Origin of the sequence: Providencia sp. SP181, assembly GCF_050446505.1 — a bacterium.
Classification (GTDB): domain Bacteria; phylum Pseudomonadota; class Gammaproteobacteria; order Enterobacterales; family Enterobacteriaceae; genus Providencia; species Providencia vermicola.
In genome coordinates, this window is record NZ_JBBPXM010000003.1 from 358,295 (window position 1) to 374,974 (window position 16,680).

14 protein-coding genes and 1 pseudogene are annotated in these 16,680 nt (G+C 43.7%); 8 read left to right on the top strand and 7 right to left on the bottom strand.

Translation table 11 applies throughout. From position 1 onward, the window contains the following. Nucleotides 1–31: 31 nt before the first annotated feature. Entirely contained in the window at nt 32–1,381 is a 1,350-nt protein-coding gene (gene glpT, locus AABS66_RS07410) for a glycerol-3-phosphate transporter (protein ID WP_206083486.1), read from the bottom strand. A 437-nt stretch (nt 1,382–1,818) separates the two neighbouring features. Between glpT and glpA the strand changes: the two genes are divergently transcribed. Genes glpA through glpC form a run of 3 tightly spaced genes read left to right on the top strand, consistent with a single transcriptional unit; the run spans nt 1,819 to nt 5,949 of the window. Further along, complete coding sequence (glpA, locus tag AABS66_RS07415; protein ID WP_206083487.1) at nt 1,819–3,474, top strand: anaerobic glycerol-3-phosphate dehydrogenase subunit A; 1,656 nt, start codon at nt 1,819–1,821, stop codon at nt 3,472–3,474. Continuing rightward, nucleotides 3,464–4,759 carry a glycerol-3-phosphate dehydrogenase subunit GlpB gene (gene glpB / locus AABS66_RS07420; protein WP_430224735.1) on the top strand — a complete coding sequence of 432 codons (1,296 nt, stop codon included), beginning with the start codon at nt 3,464–3,466 and terminating at the stop codon, nt 4,757–4,759. Before glpA ends, glpB begins: the two co-directional genes overlap by 11 nt. Beyond that, nucleotides 4,756–5,949: an anaerobic glycerol-3-phosphate dehydrogenase subunit GlpC gene (gene glpC, locus AABS66_RS07425; protein ID WP_206083489.1), complete on the top strand. Its 1,194-nt coding sequence runs from the start codon at nt 4,756–4,758 to the stop codon at nt 5,947–5,949. The genes glpB and glpC overlap by 4 nt, the downstream gene beginning before the upstream one ends. A gap of 86 nt (nt 5,950–6,035) precedes the next feature. Here the strand turns inward: glpC and AABS66_RS07430 are convergent, their stop codons facing one another. Then, nucleotides 6,036–6,704: a 7-cyano-7-deazaguanine/7-aminomethyl-7-deazaguanine transporter gene (locus tag AABS66_RS07430; protein ID WP_206083490.1), complete on the bottom strand. Its 669-nt coding sequence runs from the start codon at nt 6,702–6,704 to the stop codon at nt 6,036–6,038. Nucleotides 6,705–6,870: 166 nt separating this feature from the next. Between AABS66_RS07430 and tusA the strand changes: the two genes are divergently transcribed. Beyond that, nucleotides 6,871–7,125 carry a sulfurtransferase TusA gene (gene tusA, locus AABS66_RS07435; protein WP_206083491.1) on the top strand — a complete coding sequence of 85 codons (255 nt, stop codon included), beginning with the start codon at nt 6,871–6,873 and terminating at the stop codon, nt 7,123–7,125. On the opposite strand, the pseudogene AABS66_RS07440 reads toward tusA, so the two are convergent. From AABS66_RS07440 to AABS66_RS07450, 3 genes and pseudogenes are all read right to left on the bottom strand, one after another. Then, nucleotides 7,126–7,735: pseudogene (locus tag AABS66_RS07440) on the bottom strand (Rpn family recombination-promoting nuclease/putative transposase); the annotation flags it as partial. 191 nt (nt 7,736–7,926) lie between these two features. Further along, on the bottom strand, nt 7,927–10,329 hold the full coding sequence (locus AABS66_RS07445; protein ID WP_430224736.1) for a zinc/cadmium/mercury/lead-transporting ATPase: 2,403 nt from the start codon (nt 10,327–10,329) through the stop codon (nt 7,927–7,929). Between the two features lie 155 nt (nt 10,330–10,484). Beyond that, complete coding sequence (locus AABS66_RS07450) at nt 10,485–11,114, bottom strand: lysoplasmalogenase (RefSeq protein ID WP_206083493.1); 630 nt, start codon at nt 11,112–11,114, stop codon at nt 10,485–10,487. 122 nt (nt 11,115–11,236) lie between these two features. Between AABS66_RS07450 and AABS66_RS07455 the strand changes: the two genes are divergently transcribed. Further along, the gene (locus AABS66_RS07455; RefSeq protein WP_206083494.1) at nt 11,237–11,587 is read left to right on the top strand and encodes a DUF2500 family protein; all 351 of its coding nucleotides are present in this window, start codon (nt 11,237–11,239) and stop codon (nt 11,585–11,587) included. Nucleotide 11,588: 1 nt separating this feature from the next. On the opposite strand, the gene AABS66_RS07460 is transcribed toward AABS66_RS07455, so the two are convergent. Then, complete coding sequence (locus AABS66_RS07460; RefSeq protein WP_206083495.1) at nt 11,589–11,885, bottom strand: DUF1145 family protein; 297 nt, start codon at nt 11,883–11,885, stop codon at nt 11,589–11,591. A gap of 9 nt (nt 11,886–11,894) precedes the next feature. Next, nucleotides 11,895–12,476, bottom strand: coding sequence for a 16S rRNA (guanine(966)-N(2))-methyltransferase (gene rsmD, locus AABS66_RS07465; protein WP_206083496.1), 582 nt, complete (start codon nt 12,474–12,476; stop codon nt 11,895–11,897). A gap of 275 nt (nt 12,477–12,751) precedes the next feature. Between rsmD and ftsY the strand changes: the two genes are divergently transcribed. From ftsY to ftsX, 3 genes are read left to right on the top strand one after another with little or no spacing between them, the layout of a single operon-like run. Further along, complete coding sequence (gene ftsY / locus AABS66_RS07470; protein WP_430224737.1) at nt 12,752–14,818, top strand: signal recognition particle-docking protein FtsY; 2,067 nt, start codon at nt 12,752–12,754, stop codon at nt 14,816–14,818. A gap of 6 nt (nt 14,819–14,824) precedes the next feature. Next, nucleotides 14,825–15,490 carry a cell division ATP-binding protein FtsE gene (gene ftsE, locus AABS66_RS07475; RefSeq protein ID WP_206083498.1) on the top strand — a complete coding sequence of 222 codons (666 nt, stop codon included), beginning with the start codon at nt 14,825–14,827 and terminating at the stop codon, nt 15,488–15,490. Then, nucleotides 15,483–16,460 carry a permease-like cell division protein FtsX gene (gene ftsX / locus AABS66_RS07480; protein ID WP_430224738.1) on the top strand — a complete coding sequence of 326 codons (978 nt, stop codon included), beginning with the start codon at nt 15,483–15,485 and terminating at the stop codon, nt 16,458–16,460. Before ftsE ends, ftsX begins: the two co-directional genes overlap by 8 nt. The last annotated feature ends 220 nt before the right edge of the window (nt 16,461–16,680 follow it).

Consider the following 16,680-nt stretch of genomic DNA (forward strand, 5'->3'; position numbering starts at 1 on the left):
CAGGTTTAGCGTTTATTCATAAACGAAATGTTTATTGAGAGTTCGCTAATTCGCGTTTGTGTTTGCTTTCGCTAATCATAACGATAAACAGCAGAACAACAGCAAGGGCTGAACCACCAATCATCACAGCGAAACCACCGTCCCAACCGAAGTAGTCAACGGTATAACCAACGATAGCACTTGCAGCTACTGAACCACCGAGGTAGCCGAATAGACCCGTAAAGCCAGCCGCAGTACCTGCTGCTTTTTTCGGTGCAAGTTCAAGGGCGTGCAAGCCAATTAGCATGACAGGGCCATAGATTAAGAAACCGATGATTAACATACAGGCCATATCGATATTTGGGTTACCTGCTGGGTTCATCCAGAACACGATAGTCGCGATGGTCACAAGAACCATGAAGAATACACCTGTTGCGCCACGGTTACCGCGGAACACTTTATCCGACATCCAACCACATAATAGTGTGCCTGGGATACCAGCGTATTCATATAAGAAGTAAGCCCATGAAGATTTATCCATTGCGAAGTGTTTCACTTCACGCAGATAAGTTGGTGACCAGTCAAGAACACCATAACGTAATAAGTATACGAATACGTTAGCAATCGCAATCATCCATAACAGTTTGTTCGGGAAAACATACTTCATGAAGATTTCTTTTGCAGTCAACTCTTGTTCATCAGATGCTTTATAGTCTGTTGGATAGTCGTTTTTGTACTCTTCAATTGGAGGAAGACCACAAGATTGCGGGGTATCGCGCATTAACGCAAATGCAATGATTGCAACGAGGATAGCAGCCAATGCAGGCATATACAGTGCGGCTTTCCAGTCGTTAAACCATGCCATACCTAACATGAATAGTAATGGCGGGATACCACCACCGACGTTGTGTGCACAGTTCCAAACCGAAACGATACCACCACGTTCTTTTTGTGACCACCAGTGAACCATGGTACGTCCACAAGGAGGCCAACCCATACCTTGGAACCAACCACAAAGGAACAGTAATACGAACATTACCATTATGCTCGATGTCGCCCATGGCACGAAGCCCATGATCAACATCACTGCGGAGGCTAGTATCAAACCAGCAGGTAGGAAGTAACGAGGGTTCGCGCGGTCAGAGAATGACCCCATGATAAATTTAGAAAAACCGTAAGCAATTGAAATTCCTGATAAGGCGAAACCTAAGTCACCTTTAGAAAACCCTTGCTCAACAAGGTATGGCATTGCTAAGGCAAAGTTCTTTCGGACGAGATAATACGCTGCGTAACCAAAGAAAATACCCATGAAGATCTGCCAACGAAGCTTACGATAGACGGGGTCTATCTTATCAGCTGGCAGCCTCTCTATATGAGGTGCTGGTTTAAAAATGCTTAACATATACGCCTCCGATGGCATGCTAATATTTATTTACACTTGATCGCTCTCGGTGCTGAGAAAGATTGAGTGTTTATTATTGGTGAAGTAACAAAAACGAAAACAATCGAGTAATTTAAGAGCTTTTATTTTCTTAATTGCTCTAAATTGTAGTCATTAAAAAACAATTTATCTGTAATCCAACGCACAATTATTGATTTTGTTTATGAAGTTGCATAGTAAATGACATTTGTGAATGGAATGGAACTAGAAATGTTAATTATTTTGTGATTTTCATCACGATTCTGTTCTTTTTAACCCTAAAAATGTACAGATCGCTTTCGTTTTTGTTCCTTATCAAACATTGAGCACGTTTCTGGTCTATATTTAATAATAGATTATAAAAATAGAATCTATACTTATCGATTATAGAAATTATTTATTAATGTGAGGAATGTGACATGAATGGCTCATCTGTGACTGAAACGGATGTCATCATTATCGGTGGTGGCGCAACAGGTGCAGGAGTCGCTCGTGACTGCGCTCGCCGAGGTTTAAGAACCGTTTTACTCGAAAGGCATGACATTGCGACTGGTGCAACAGGGCGTAACCATGGATTACTTCATAGTGGTGCACGTTATGCAGTTACCGACGGTGAATCTGCCAGAGAATGTATTGAAGAGAACAAAATCTTAAAGCGAATTGCTCATCATTGTATTGAGCGAACGGATGGTTTGTTTATTACATTGCCTGAAGATAGCCTCGATTATCAGCAGAAATTTATCACGGCTTGCCAAAGTGCAGGTATTGACGCTAATGCCATTGACCCTGCAGAAGCTATCCGTCTTGAGCCATCAGTTAACCCCGCATTAATTGGTGCGGTTCGCGTGCCCGATGGCACCGTAGACCCATTCCGCTTAACGGCTGCAAATATGTTAGATGCCAGAGAACATGGTGCAAAAGTACTGACTTACCATGAGGTTATTGGCCTTATTCGCGATGGTGATACTGTTCGCGGTGTGACAGTTTACGACCATCAGGTAAAAAAACAGTATGACATTTACGCAGAAATTGTCGTTAACGCAGGCGGGATCTGGGGACAAAAAATTGCCGAATACGGTGAGTTAAAAATTAAAATGTTCCCTGCAAAAGGGGCATTGCTCATTTTAGGTCATCGGCTAAATAACATGGTGATCAACCGCTGCCGTAAGCCTGCGGATGCGGACATTTTAGTGCCTGGCGATACAATTTCGCTGATTGGAACGACTTCCACACACATTGAATATGACCAAATCGACAATATGTATGTCACCCCAGAAGAGGTTGATATTCTTATTCGTGAAGGTTCGATGTTATCACCCGCATTGGCGACAACGCGCATTTTACGCGCCTATGCAGGCGTTCGTCCCTTAGTAGCTAGCGATGATGACCCTTCAGGGCGAAATGTGAGCCGTGGAATAGTGCTTTTAGACCATGCGAAACGCGATGGGATGGAAGGCTTTATCACCATTACAGGCGGTAAATTAATGACTTATCGACTGATGGCAGAATGGGCAACGGATAAAGTCTGTGAAAAACTCGGTCATTCAGCAAAATGTACAACGGCTGAAGCTGCACTGCCAGGTTCTCAACACAGCGCGGAAGAAGCCTTGCGCAACGTAGTTTCTATACCTGCACCAATTCGTGGTTCTGCAGTTTACCGCCACGGTGACCGTGCTTCCGCTATTTTAAGTACCGATCGTTTAGATAAAAGTTTAGTGTGCGAATGTGAAGCTGTAACGGCAGGAGAAGTACGTTATGCCGTCAATTCGCTCACTGTAAACAATTTATTGGATTTACGTCGCCGTACCCGCGTTGGGATGGGAACTTGCCAAGGAGAGTTGTGTGCTTGTCGAGCGGCAGGTTTACTCAATCGGTTTAATGTCACGACACCGCATGAAACTGAGCAGCAACTTGGTCATTTTCTCAATGAGCGTTGGAAGGGCGTTCGCCCCATCGCTTGGGGGGATGCATTGCGCGAAAGCGAGTTTACCAGTTGGGTTTATCATGGGTTATGTGGGATGAATGAAGCCACATTAGGCAAAGCATCTCAGAAGGAGGCGGATAATGAAATATGATGTGGTTGTGATGGGAGGTGGCCTCGCGGGGCTGCTTTGCGGTATTCGCCTAACCCAGTCTGGTCTATCTTGTGCGATGGTGAGTGCTGGGCAAAATGCGCTGCATTTTTCATCGGGTTCATTGGATTTATTAACGCATTTACCTGATGGCCAAATTGCAGAAAAACCACTGACAATGCTTAGTGAGTTAAAATCGCAAGCACCTTTTCACCCCTATAGTTTGATGGGGGAAAATCAAGTGACTGAGCTGGCTAGAATGGCAGAATCCATCTTGCAGCAAACGGGTATTCGCTTAAAAGGTTCTTGCGAAGAAAATCATTATCGCATCACGCCGTTAGGCTATAAACGCATGACGTGGCTGAGCCCTGAGTCAGTCCCTACCATTGGCTTACATCAAAAAATGGATGTCAGCAAAATTGCCGTTGTCGGTATTGAAGGGTTCTTGGATTTTCAGCCACAAATGGTAGCCGATGAGTTACAACGAGAAGGAATACAGGCAAGTGCTCATTATGTGCATTTGCCTCTACTTGACCGACTGCGCGAAAACCCAAGTGAGTTTAGAGCGATTAATGTCGCTCGTTGGCTCGACAGACCCGAAAACATGGACCAAATCGTTGGGGAGATTTCGTCATTAATTGCTGATGCCGAAGCTGTTTTTATGCCTGCTTGTATAGGGCTGGACAGCGAACAGCCAATGTTGGAATTACAGAAACGATTAGGTAAGCAACTGTATTTATTACCCACTTTACCACCTTCATTATTAGGTATTCGCCTGCATGAGATGCTATTACGTCAATTTCGTCGCCAAGGTGGGATTGTCATGCCAGGGGACAAAGTGACATCGGTAAATCATTCAGAAGGCCGTATTGAATCTGTGCAGACTCGCAATCACGGGGATATTTCGCTCAAGGCTAAACATTTTGTGTTGGCAACGGGGAGCTTCTTTAATAATGGTTTAGTCGCTGAGTTTGACCGTGTGTATGAACCGCTGATGAATTTAGATTTGTGTGAAATTTCAGAACGTGCGAAATGGACCAATCAAGAGTTTTTTGCTTCCCAACCTTATATGGCCTTTGGTGTGAAAACAGATGAAAATCTGCGGGCTCAAAAAGCGGGAAAAGCGATTGAAAACCTGTATGTTGCAGGAGCGGTACTTGGTGGCTTTGACCCATTAACCCAAGGCTGCGGTGCGGGGGTTTCAATGATTAGCGCATTATTTGCCGCGAATGAAATCATTAATGAAGTGAGTAAAAACAAAGCGATGCAGGTGGAGGTGGCACAATGAGTATTCAAGATGCAAGCTTTGAAAGCTGTATTAAATGCACGGTGTGCACGACATATTGCCCCGTCGCGAAAGTGAATCCATTGTATCCGGGCCCAAAACAAGCGGGGCCAGACGGTGAGCGTTTACGCTTAAAAGACCCGATGCTCTATGATGAAGCTCTTAAATATTGTACTAACTGTAAACGTTGTGAAGTTGCTTGCCCATCGGATGTAAAAATTGGCGATATTATTGCCCGTGCAAGAAATACCTATAGCCAGCAAAAACCGAAAATCCGCGATGCAATCCTCAGCCATACGGATTTAATGGGCTCACTTTCTACGCCATTTGCTCCCGTGGTAAATACTATTACAGGGTTAAAACCTGTTCGCCAAATTTTGGATAAGGCGTTAAAAATAGACCATCGCCGTGAATTGCCTAAATATTCATTTGGGACATTCCGTCGTTGGTATTCTAAGCAAGCGGCAGAACAAGCTAAATTTGAAGAGCAGGTTGCGTTTTTCCATGGTTGCTATGTCAATTATAATCACCCGCAGTTAGGGAAAGACTTAATTAAAGTCTTTAATGGGATGAATATAGGTGTACAGCTGCTTAAACGTGAAAAATGCTGTGGTGTTGCATTGATTGCTAACGGTTTTATGAAACAAGCGAAACGCCAAGCTAACGTTAACTTAGAATCACTTCAGGAAACTATCCTCGAAAAACATATACCAGTGGTCGCAACATCGTCGACGTGTACATTTACAATCCGTGATGAATATACCCATGTATTGGATGTAGATACCTCAGAAATGCGTGACAATATCGAGCTGGCAACGCGTTATATTTACCGTCTTTTAGAGCAGGGGCGAGAGCTTAAGTTGAAACACACACCATTAAAAGTCGCCTACCATACTCCATGCCACATGGAAAAAATGGGTTGGACATCTTATACGCTAGAGTTAATAAAACGCGTGCCTGGTGTTGAGTTAATAGTACTTGATTCCCAGTGCTGTGGTATTGCAGGGACTTACGGGTTTAAGAAAGAGAATTATGAAGTTTCACAAGGCATTGGTGCAGGGCTATTCCGCCAGATAGAGGAAAGTGGGGCTGATATGGTCATCACAGACTGTGAAACCTGTAAATGGCAAATTGAGATGTCCACAAGTAAGAAATGTGAGCACCCAATTTCACTCTTAGCAAAAGCATTATAGTTAACTGAATTGTAGGGTTGTTATTCTTTGTTTTAGCTGAGTTTAACCCAGTTGGAGATAGCATTTCGCTATCTCCTTTTTTATGCTTAATGTTGACGAATTAATTGTTTTTTTTCTGAATTTGCAAAGAAGTATTTCAAGATGAAATTCAGTAAAACGCCATAAGCAGGTAAGAAAAAGAGCATACAAATAAGTAACTTAAAGACGTAATCGACTAACGCGATTTCCACCCAGTTTGCCGCCATAAATGGGTCACTACTGCGGAAAAAGGCGATAAAGAAGAAAGCGATGGTATCAATTAAATTACCAAAAAACATGGCGCAAGCAGGTGCAACATACCAGCGTGCATTTTGACGTAATTTATTGAAAACGCTGACATCTAATATTTGCCCAAGTACATATGCCATAAAACTTGCGGCAGCAATACGCGCAACGAATATATTAAACTCAGAGAGCGCAGTAAAACCTTGCCATTCACCTTGAAAAAATAGCGCAGAAATAACATAGGAAATCAGCAGTGCAGGCAACATGACTGCCGTAATAATTCGCCGAGCAAGCGGTGCGCCATAGATACGGACGGTTAAGTCAGTGGCCAAAAAGATAAAGGGAAAGGTAAACGCGCCCCATGTTGTATGGAAGCCGAAAATATTAATCGGCAACTGCACAAGGTAGTTACTGGATGTAATAATTAAAATATGAAATAAAGATAGCCAAATTAACGCAGTGGCTTTTTGCTGCGGAGTAAAATCAAACATATTGTACCTTTTTAGTCGCAATGGGGTGAGGGAACCCATGATATTCATCCCTAAATCGGGAGTAGCGCATCATACGCCTGTTGCGCAACAAAAGCAAAACTGTTCATTCATCAACGCGCATTTTATTATATAATCAATCCATTGATTCTTTTAAGAAGTCGTTTATATGTCTGATTTATTTAATAATGCAACCAAAACCCTTGATACACTAGGCTTACGCTGCCCAGAGCCCGTGATGTTAGTGCGTAAAACGGTTCGGAATATGGCCGAAGGCGAGACATTACTGGTTATTGCCGATGACCCTGCAACGACCCGTGATATTCCCGGTTTTTGCCGTTTTATGGAGCATGACTTGCTGGCGGTTGAAGCTGAAAGCGCCCCTTACCGTTATTTGTTACGTAAAAAAGCCAGCGGATTATAGGTTATAGTGCTGGTTGAGCGCTTGAGCCAACAAGGGAACAACCCGTTGAAATTCATCGCGTAAGTCCTTGTGTTTCATCGCAAGCTCCATGACGGCAACTTTGCGATGATTGACGAGTTCATCATCAATAACAGTGATATCAACAATGGGAAATGTTTTGCTATATAAATCTGATGCGACATCTGGCCAACGAAAGTAATGTGTCCAAGGTTGAGCATATGGATAAGGGCTCACTTTTCCGTGGTAAAATAATACAGGTACAACTAACGGTAAGTCTTTATTGCCTTGTTGTAGATGTTGATTCATGGCTAAAAAGCGTAATGCATCAACCGCCATCCCATTAGCTTATCTGGCGATGATTGGTGCTCAACTAACATATAAATATACTCATCACCTTGCTGTGTTTCGACGGTATACAAGACATCTGAGAAACGCGAATACAGCTGTTTATCAATAAAAAATGTGTTGGTTATCGCTAATGTGTCGAAATGGCATAATTGCTTAATATGGGGGAAAGGTAGATATCAAAAAAGTCACGCGCATTATCAACTTTAGACATAAACCCTTTAAAGGCGGCGTCATTGGGTGTTGAATCACGCTGTTTTACCATATTGATTCCCCACTTAACAAATAGCTTGCTTACGTGGGTAATTTTACGCAACTTTCGGATTCACGGATAAAAAATTTGTCCTAAAATTACGGATGAGATGGTAATTAACTAATTGTAATAATTGATTATATTAAGTTGTGATTCGAAAAAAAAAAGCGCCACATTGGGCGCTTTGCTTAGTTGATGAAACACTACTTTTTCACTTGAGGTAATTTTACTCGAAGTAACCGTACAGCATTCGCGGTTACAAGTGCGGTTGCACCTGAGTCCGCAAGCACTGCTACCCAAAGTCCAGTGATCCCGAGTAAACTTGTGACTAAAAATACGCCTTTTAGCCCAAGCGCTATCGTGATGTTTTCACGGATAATTTTCCGCGTTGCACGGGATAGCGCAATAATTTCTGGTAAGCCTGTTAAACGGTTATGAGTTAAAGCGGCATCCGCGGTTTCTAACGCAACGTCAGTACCACTACCCATTGCCACACCAATGCTCGACGCTTTCATTGCAGGGGCATCGTTAATGCCATCACCGACCATCATGGTGCTATGGTTACGGTTCAGCTCCATAACTGCGGTGACTTTATCTTCTGGTAGTAAACCCGCACGGAACTCCATACCTAATTGGCCTGCAATTGCTCCCGCAGCACGCGGGTTATCCCCCGTTAACATGACGGCATTGACATTGAGCGCTTTGAGCATGCTCATCGCATCAGTGGCATCTGTGCGTAATGTGTCTTGTAGCGCAGTTAAACCAATAACTCGGTTATCTTCCAATGTGACAACGACCGTTTTACCTTCAGCTTCCAATGCTTCAACTTTGCTTTGCCATTCATTTTCTAATGGCGTCTCTAAGCGATTCGGTGCACTGACTAGTATGTGCTTATTATTCAGGAACCCTTCGACACCTTTTCCTGCAAGCGCTTTACGGTCTTGTGCTTCAGTTACAGCTAAAGAGAGCTCTTCTGTTTTATTTACCACTGCTTTTGCCAATGGGTGGTGTGAGCCAACTTCAACAGATGCTGTGATTTGGACTAACTCACTTTCGGTCATTCCATCAACAGGAACCAAGTTAGTGACGTGGGGTTTACCTTCCGTCAGCGTACCTGTTTTATCTAATGCGATAGTGGTGATGGTACCGAGTTGTTCAAGTGCTGCGCCACCCTTAATCAATGCACCGCGACGTGTTGCTGTTGCAAGGGCTGAGGTTATTGCCGCAGGCGTTGATATCACAAGCGCACATGGACAACCAATTAAGAGTAATGTTAAACCGCGGTAGATCCATGTTTCCCAAGGTGCAGAAAAGAAAATTGGTGGGATAATAATCACTAACGCTGAAATTAACATGATAATCGGCGTATAAATACGGCTGAAGCGGTCGATAAAGCGCTCAATAGGTGCACGGCGTTCTTCTGCTTCTTCAATCAGCTGCAAAATACGGTCAATCGCGTTCTGGCCTTGCTCTGAAACCACTTTCATTTGAACTGCACGGTCAACGGATAAGCAACCTGCTGCGACTTTTTCACCTGCGTTGCGTTCAACAGGAACGGATTCCCCTGTTAGTGCACTTTCATCAAAGCTCGCAAAACCTGAAACTAACACGGCATCCGTTGGTAAACGCCCGCCTGGTGCGACTTCAATAATGTCCCCAGGGCGCAGTTGTGCAACAGGAACTGTGGTTTTTTGCCCATCTTTAATGAGAATTGCATCTTCTGGAACCAGAGCCATTAATGCGCTGACCCCGCGACGAGCTCGACCTGCCGAATAGGACTCGAGCATTTCTCCTAGCATAAACAGTAAGATAACCATAGCGGCTTCTTCTGTAGCTTGAATAAAAATTGCCCCTACAGCGGCAACGGTCATCAATGTTTCGATAGCAAAAGGGGTGCCCGTTCGAATTAAACGTAATGACTTACTCGCGATAGGGTATAACCCATATAAGGTGGTTAAAATAAAGGCGATGTTCCCGATTTTCGGGCTAAATGCTTCAATTCCCCAGCTGATTGCCATCAATATTGCTAAGATAATGACTGGCTTAGCTTCGCTCAGTAAGCTTTGTGGTGGTGCAATAGCCGCCGCGTTATTACTACCGACTTCGAGTAATTCATAGCCAGCAGCTTCTACGGTAGAACGAACCGCTGCACTGATGTTAGTATTTGCATCAACCACTAATTTTTCAGTAGCAAACAAGACCTTGGCTTGTTTGACGTCGCCGATTTGGCCAACAGCATTTTCAATTTTATTGGCGCAGCTTGGGCAATCCATCCCACGGATAATCCAGCTAAAACGCTGCCCAGCGGCTTGCAAAGGTTCAACTTCATCAGTGGTGTTTGCTGTTACTCCACAACTACCACTATGTTGGTGCTCGTGAGCCCCATGGGAATGCTCTCCATGGTTGTGATCTGAGTGACATCCACCACTGTGTCGGTGGGATTCCTCATCGTCATCAGGGTGTTTTTTGACGTCGCTATGCTCATGAACATGTGAGTCATTACTCGCCAGTGTACTTTTTTGTGGCACAGTGGATGAACATGCACTTGTGCTTGAACAGCAAGAGCTTGTATGTGTATGATTTTCTTTATGAGAGTGTGAGTGCATAAGCGCCCCCTTATCCAACTATAATGAGTTCCATCACTGATTGTTGATAAGTCTACACTCTGGAGTCTACTCCAGAGTCAAACGAAAAGAGGGAAGCCAACTGATAAAATTCTCAAATAGCATTTTTTATCAATTGGCACTTATTGCAGGAGGCGTTATAAATAAATTGCGCGGACAATAAAAAATTGTCCAAGGAAATATAATGCAGCAACAACCGCTTTTGAGGCTTTGAATGGTAAGCGAAAATGGGCAATTAACCACACGCAGTTAGATAAGAAAAGCAGCGATGCCCCCACCATTATGGAGAAGTTATATTCACGCCCAAGGCCAAAATATTGATCGCCAGCGACCCAAGCCATAATCATACACATGATTAAAGATGCAAAAACAATGGCTTGTAGGTTTTCCAACTTGCCCCAAATAAGAACAAGTGTGATAGCAGCAATAATGAGAGGCGCGGCTAACCAAGGCAAAAATAAACCAAAGTTTAATTGCATACCAAAGCTAATCGTGTAAATCAGGTAGCTAAGGAACATGAGGGTGACAGAAGTTAGTAAGTGTTCACTTGAAAACATTCGTGAGAGATCTGCAATCAGTGAAACCAACAACCCACCAAGAATAAGGTAATTTTGTAGATTTAAATCATCGGAACTCCAGCCCCAAAAAAGTAACAATAACAGCGTGATAGGGCGGAATAACCAACGTTGCCATCCTGGACCGCGATAGGCCGCATCGACATATAACCAGCCAGAAAAAAGCACTGCAAGAAATGGCCAACTAATCATACACATATCCTTATAAGTTCAATAAATGAAACGACAAAGGGTCGCTCACTGAGATAACGTGTTCTGTTTCTACAAATAAGATAAACTATAGTTAGGAACTTTTTAAGCGAAATGCACAAATTATGAATAAACCAATATTATTGATTATCGTTATTGCAATCATTGCCGTGCTTGCGACTAAACGTTTTTTTGACCAACGCAAGCAAAATGAAATCAACGATAATTCTTTACCTGTTAGTTACTTAGTAAAAGTAGATAACAAAAAAGATTATCCTTATCCCAATATGCGTTCCCGAGAACGTGATGTGGTTTCCCCTGAAACTTTTCGCTACGAGATTTATTTTAAAACGTTATCCAGTGGCGAAGTGATTAAATCCATTGTAACAGAAGAACAATATCGCGGTGTTGAGTTAGGTCGAGAAGGTAAACTCACTCTACAAGGAACGCGTTTTATCCGTTTTGAGCCAAATTAACTTATTGCCCTGATTGTTTTTTTTTCGCTTCGTCTAAGGCAGCCTTGGTTTTTTTCTGCATCGCTAACATTTCGAATACCCCAAAGAAAAAGATGCGAGTTTGCACTAAACCTGAAATTTTTTCGCCTTTAGGTAATGTGGCTTTTAGGAAAATGGTTTGCAATGCATGCATGAAAATCATAAAGACCATTGCGATATCCATAAAATATTTCAATGGCTTAGGAAATGGGTGGATCAAGTTGAATACCATAAAACCCCAAACGCAAATCATAAGCAGGCGACCAACGTTAATTAACATACTTTTTTCCTAAAGTGAGGTTCGAATAAATAAGCGATAGGCAACTTGGCCCGCAATTTTTTCACGATGAAGCTGCCAGTTTGCTGGAAGGTCAGTAAGTGGTGACTCCGCTTCTGACTCTACGTATACCCAGCTTTCGTCTGCTAACCATTGGTTTTTTTCGAGTAATTGAATTGTTTCAGTGAGCAAGCCTTTACGAAATGGAGGGTCAATAAATACCACGTCAAAAGGGCTTCCCTGTTGGCTTAATACGGTCAGGCTACTGTTATTAATAACGGTTGCATCCTCTGCCTGTAAACGCGCTTTATTTTCAGTGAGCAATTGTGAGTTTTGTTTATCCAGCTCAATAAATGTGACGTTTTGCGCAAAACGTGAAAGCGCCTCAAAACCGAGTGAGCCACTTCCTGCAAAGCAATCAAGGCAGCGCGCATCACGAATAACTGGCATTAACCAATTAAATAATGTTTCTTTGATGCGGTCTGTAGTTGGACGTAAGCCCTCACTATCACGGACTGGTAACTTTCTACCACGCCACTTCCCACCAATAATACGAATTTGCCCTAAAGGGGCTGATTGTGGTTTTCTTGCCATAATATGTATTGCTACTTAGCTAATTGTGTACTTAAAAATGATTGTTACCATTGTATACCTGTCAGGCGATAAGTTGCAGTGTTGTTATCCCCAATTGGCTGAATTTCGATTATAGCGTGTCGTTTTCACAGTTTTAACATAAAAATTCCGATTAAATTGTCAGGATTTTTCTTTCAGATATGTGTTGCGAGGCGATGAAATGATAGACTGCATGTAATTTGATTGCGATTTGATTATCGAGCGCCATATTTTTACCGCGAGGAGTGTAGTGGCAGATGGCTAAAGACAAGAAAAAAGGCTTTTTTTCATGGCTAGGTTTTGGTCGTAAAGATGAAGAAGAGACTCAAAAACAACAAGCTCAGCAGGAAGAAGCTGCAAATGAGGTTGAAAATCAACACCCTGTAGAAGATGCCGCTGCCTCAGAAGCAGAACGTCAATACCAAGCGGAGCAAGCTGCGATTAAAGCAGCAGAGGATGAAGCTGAGCGCCAGTATGAAGCGCAACAAGCCGCAATAGAAGCCGCAACAGAACAAGCAGAACTTGAACGTAAGGCTCAGCTAGAGGCGATCCAAGCTGCGCAAGAGCAAGCAGAACGTGAGCGTTTTGCAGCAGAAGAAGCGCGTTTAGCTGAAGAAAAGGCAGAGCGTGATCGCCAAGAAGAAGCGGCTCAACGCCTTGCTGAAGAAGAGTTAGAGCGTCAGCGTGAAGCTGAATTGGCTGCGGTCAAGGCCGCAGAAGACGCAGCAGAGCAGCAACGTCAAGCCGATTTGGCCGCGATTAAAGCAGCAGAGGACAAAGCTGAACGTGAACTGCAAGAAGCTGCCCGTTTAGCCGAAGAGCAAGCAGAGCAAGAACGCCAAGCCGCTGAAGCTGCGCGTTTAGCTGAAGAACAAGCAGAGCAAGAACGCCAAGCTGCGGAAGCCGCGCGTTTAGCCGAAGAGCAAGCGGAACAAGAACGCCAAGCCGCGGAAGCTGCGCGTTTAGCGGAAGAACAAGCAGAGCAAGAGCGCCAAGCTGCGGAAGCTGCGCGTTTAGCGGAAGAACAAGCAGAGCAAGAACGCCAAGCTGCGGAAGCTGCGCGTTTAGCCGAAGAGCAAGCGGAACAAGAACGCCAAGCCGCGGAAGCTGCGCGTTTAGCTGAAGAGCAAGCGGAACAAGAACGCCAAGCCGCGGAAGCTGCGCGTTTAGCGGAAGAACAAGCAGAGCAAGAGCGTCAAGCTGCGGAAGCTGCGCGTTTAGCCGAAGAGCAAGCGGAACAAGAACGCCAAGCTGCGGAAGCCGCGCGTTTAGCCGAAGAGCAAGCAGAACAAGAGCGCCAAGCCGCGGAAGCTGCGCGTTTAGCTGAAGAAGAAGCAGAAGCTGAACGTCTTCGTTTGGAAGAGGAAAAAAATAGTTTATCAAAAGAGCAAGAAAAACCGAAAAAAGAGGGTTTCTTTGCTAGGCTGAAGAAAGGGTTATTAAAAACTCGTCAAAATCTGGGGTCAGGTTTTCTTAGCTTATTTACGGGTAAGAAAATTGACGATGATTTATTTGACGAATTAGAAGAACAGTTGCTAATTGCGGATGTTGGCGTTGAGACAACACGTAAAATTATCGACAACCTCACGGCTCATGCAAGCCGTAAAGATCTCAAAGATGCCGAAGCGCTGTATGGTAAATTGCGTGAGGAAATGTCTGATATTTTAGCGAAAGTCGATAAACCGCTCGTGATCGAAGATAAAAAACCCTATGTTATTCTTATGGTTGGGGTTAATGGTGTCGGTAAAACCACTACGATTGGTAAATTGGCTCGCCAATATCAATCTGAAGGCAAAAGCGTGATGTTGGCTGCGGGGGATACATTCCGTGCTGCTGCGGTAGAGCAATTACAAGTTTGGGGTGAACGCAATAAAATCGCTGTTGTTGCGCAACACACAGGTGCAGATCCAGCGTCTGTTATTTTTGATGCTATTCAGTCTGCCCAAGCCAAAGGTGTAGATGTGTTGATTGCGGATACCGCGGGCCGCTTACAAAATAAATCACATCTGATGGAAGAATTAAAGAAAATCGTCCGAGTAATGAAAAAACTGGATGAAAGCGCACCGCATGAAATTATGTTAACGCTGGATGCGAGCACAGGACAAAATGCGGTGAGTCAGGCGAAACTTTTTGACGAAGCGGTAGGTCTGACTGGTATAACATTGACTAAGCTCGATGGTACAGCAAAAGGTGGCGTAATTTTCTCGATTGCCGATCAATTTGGTATTCCAATTCGTTATATTGGTATCGGTGAAGGGATTGAAGATTTACGTCCATTTAAAGCCGATGACTTTATCGAGGCCCTATTTGCCCGAGAGGAATAATTTTCGATGATTCGCTTTGAACACGTTAGTAAAGCTTATCGCGGTGGCCGCCAAGCTCTCCAAGGGGTTGATTTTCATCTACAACCCGGGGAGATGGCATTTCTAACAGGCCACTCAGGCGCAGGTAAAAGTACGTTACTCAAACTCATTTGCGGCATAGAGCGCCCAAGTGCGGGTCATATTCTGTTTAATGGTCATGATATTAGTCGATTGAAAAATCGGGAGATCCCTTTTCTGCGTCGGCAGATTGGAATGATTTTTCAAGATCATCACCTGCTATTTGACCGTACAGTGTATGACAACGTTGCGATGCCACTAATTATCTCTGGTGCAAGCACGGAAGATATTCGTCGACGTGTTTCTGCGGCATTGGATAAAGTGGGCTTATTAGACAAAGCAAAAAACTTTCCAATTCAATTATCTGGTGGTGAGCAACAGCGTGTGGGCATTGCTCGCGCAGTGGTTAATAAGCCGACAATGCTCTTGGCAGATGAGCCAACGGGTAACCTTGATGGTGAATTATCGGAAGGGATTATGCGGTTGTTTGAAGAGTTTAACCGTGTGGGAGTGACAGTTTTGATGGCAACCCATGATGTTGCGTTGATTGAGCGCCGTAACTACCGTGTTCTGACATTAAGTGAAGGTCGGATGCTTGGAGGTCAACATGGCTAAAAATGCTCGAAGAGCCAAGCCTGAACGTGCAATGCAATCAAAAAGCAAGGCACTCAAAGGGGGATGGCGCGAACAATGGCGTTATTCTTGGTTGAATGCACTGGCAGATATGCTCAGACAGCCTTTGGCAACCTTTTTGACCATCATGGTGATTGCGATTTCATTAACTTTGCCAAGTTTATGTTATGTGGTTTGGAAAAACGTATCTCAAGCTGCGGCACAGTGGTATCCGACGCCACAACTTACGGTTTATCTGGATAAATCCCTTGATGAACAAGGTGGGCAAAATGTCGTAACGCAACTGGAAGCACTTGAAGGCGTTGATCATGTGAATTATTTATCACGGGATCAAGCCATGAGCGAGTTTCGCAGTTGGTCAGGCTTTAGTACCGCATTAGATATGCTAGAAGAAAACCCATTACCAGCTGTGGCTATCATCACACCCAAAATTGATTTTGAAGGGTCGGATGTCTTAACGACATTAAGGGATAGAGTCGGCCAAGTTGATGGTATCGAAGAAGTACGTATGGACGATAGCTGGTTTGCGCGGCTTGCTGCCTTGACGAGCCTGGTGGGCAAAATAGCTTCAGTCATTGGTCTTCTCATGATTGTGTCTTTGTTCTTAGTGATAGGTAATAGTGTTCGTCTCAATATCTTCGCAAGGCGAGACACCATTAATGTAATGAAATTAATTGGTGCGACAGATGGTTTTATTATGCGGCCATTTTTAAACGGCGGCATTGTGCTCGGTGGTGTGGGGGCGATTATTTCGCTGATCATGACCTTCTTATTGGTTTGGCAACTAGGTAGTGGTGTGGCACAAGTCGCGAGTGTGTTTGGCACACAATTTCATATTGAGGGGTTACTTTGGGAAGAATCCCTATTAATCCTTTTATTGTCAGCGATGGTGGGGTGGATTGCGGCATGGTTAGCCACATTACAACATTTACGTCATTTTACACCTGAGTAACCGTTTGTTTTCTTGTCATTTTCAGTAAGGGCTATTGGTGGTTATATTACCCTAGCCCTTGATTATATTAGATATTGACTTTAAGAATGAACTTAGTCTGAATTGTTTTGTCCTATATTGACCCACCGTTAACAATTCTTGTATATAATTTATTTAATGCGGTGAAACTGGTAGACTATCTACTTGTTTACAGCATATCGTTTTTTCATTGTTAACCTAT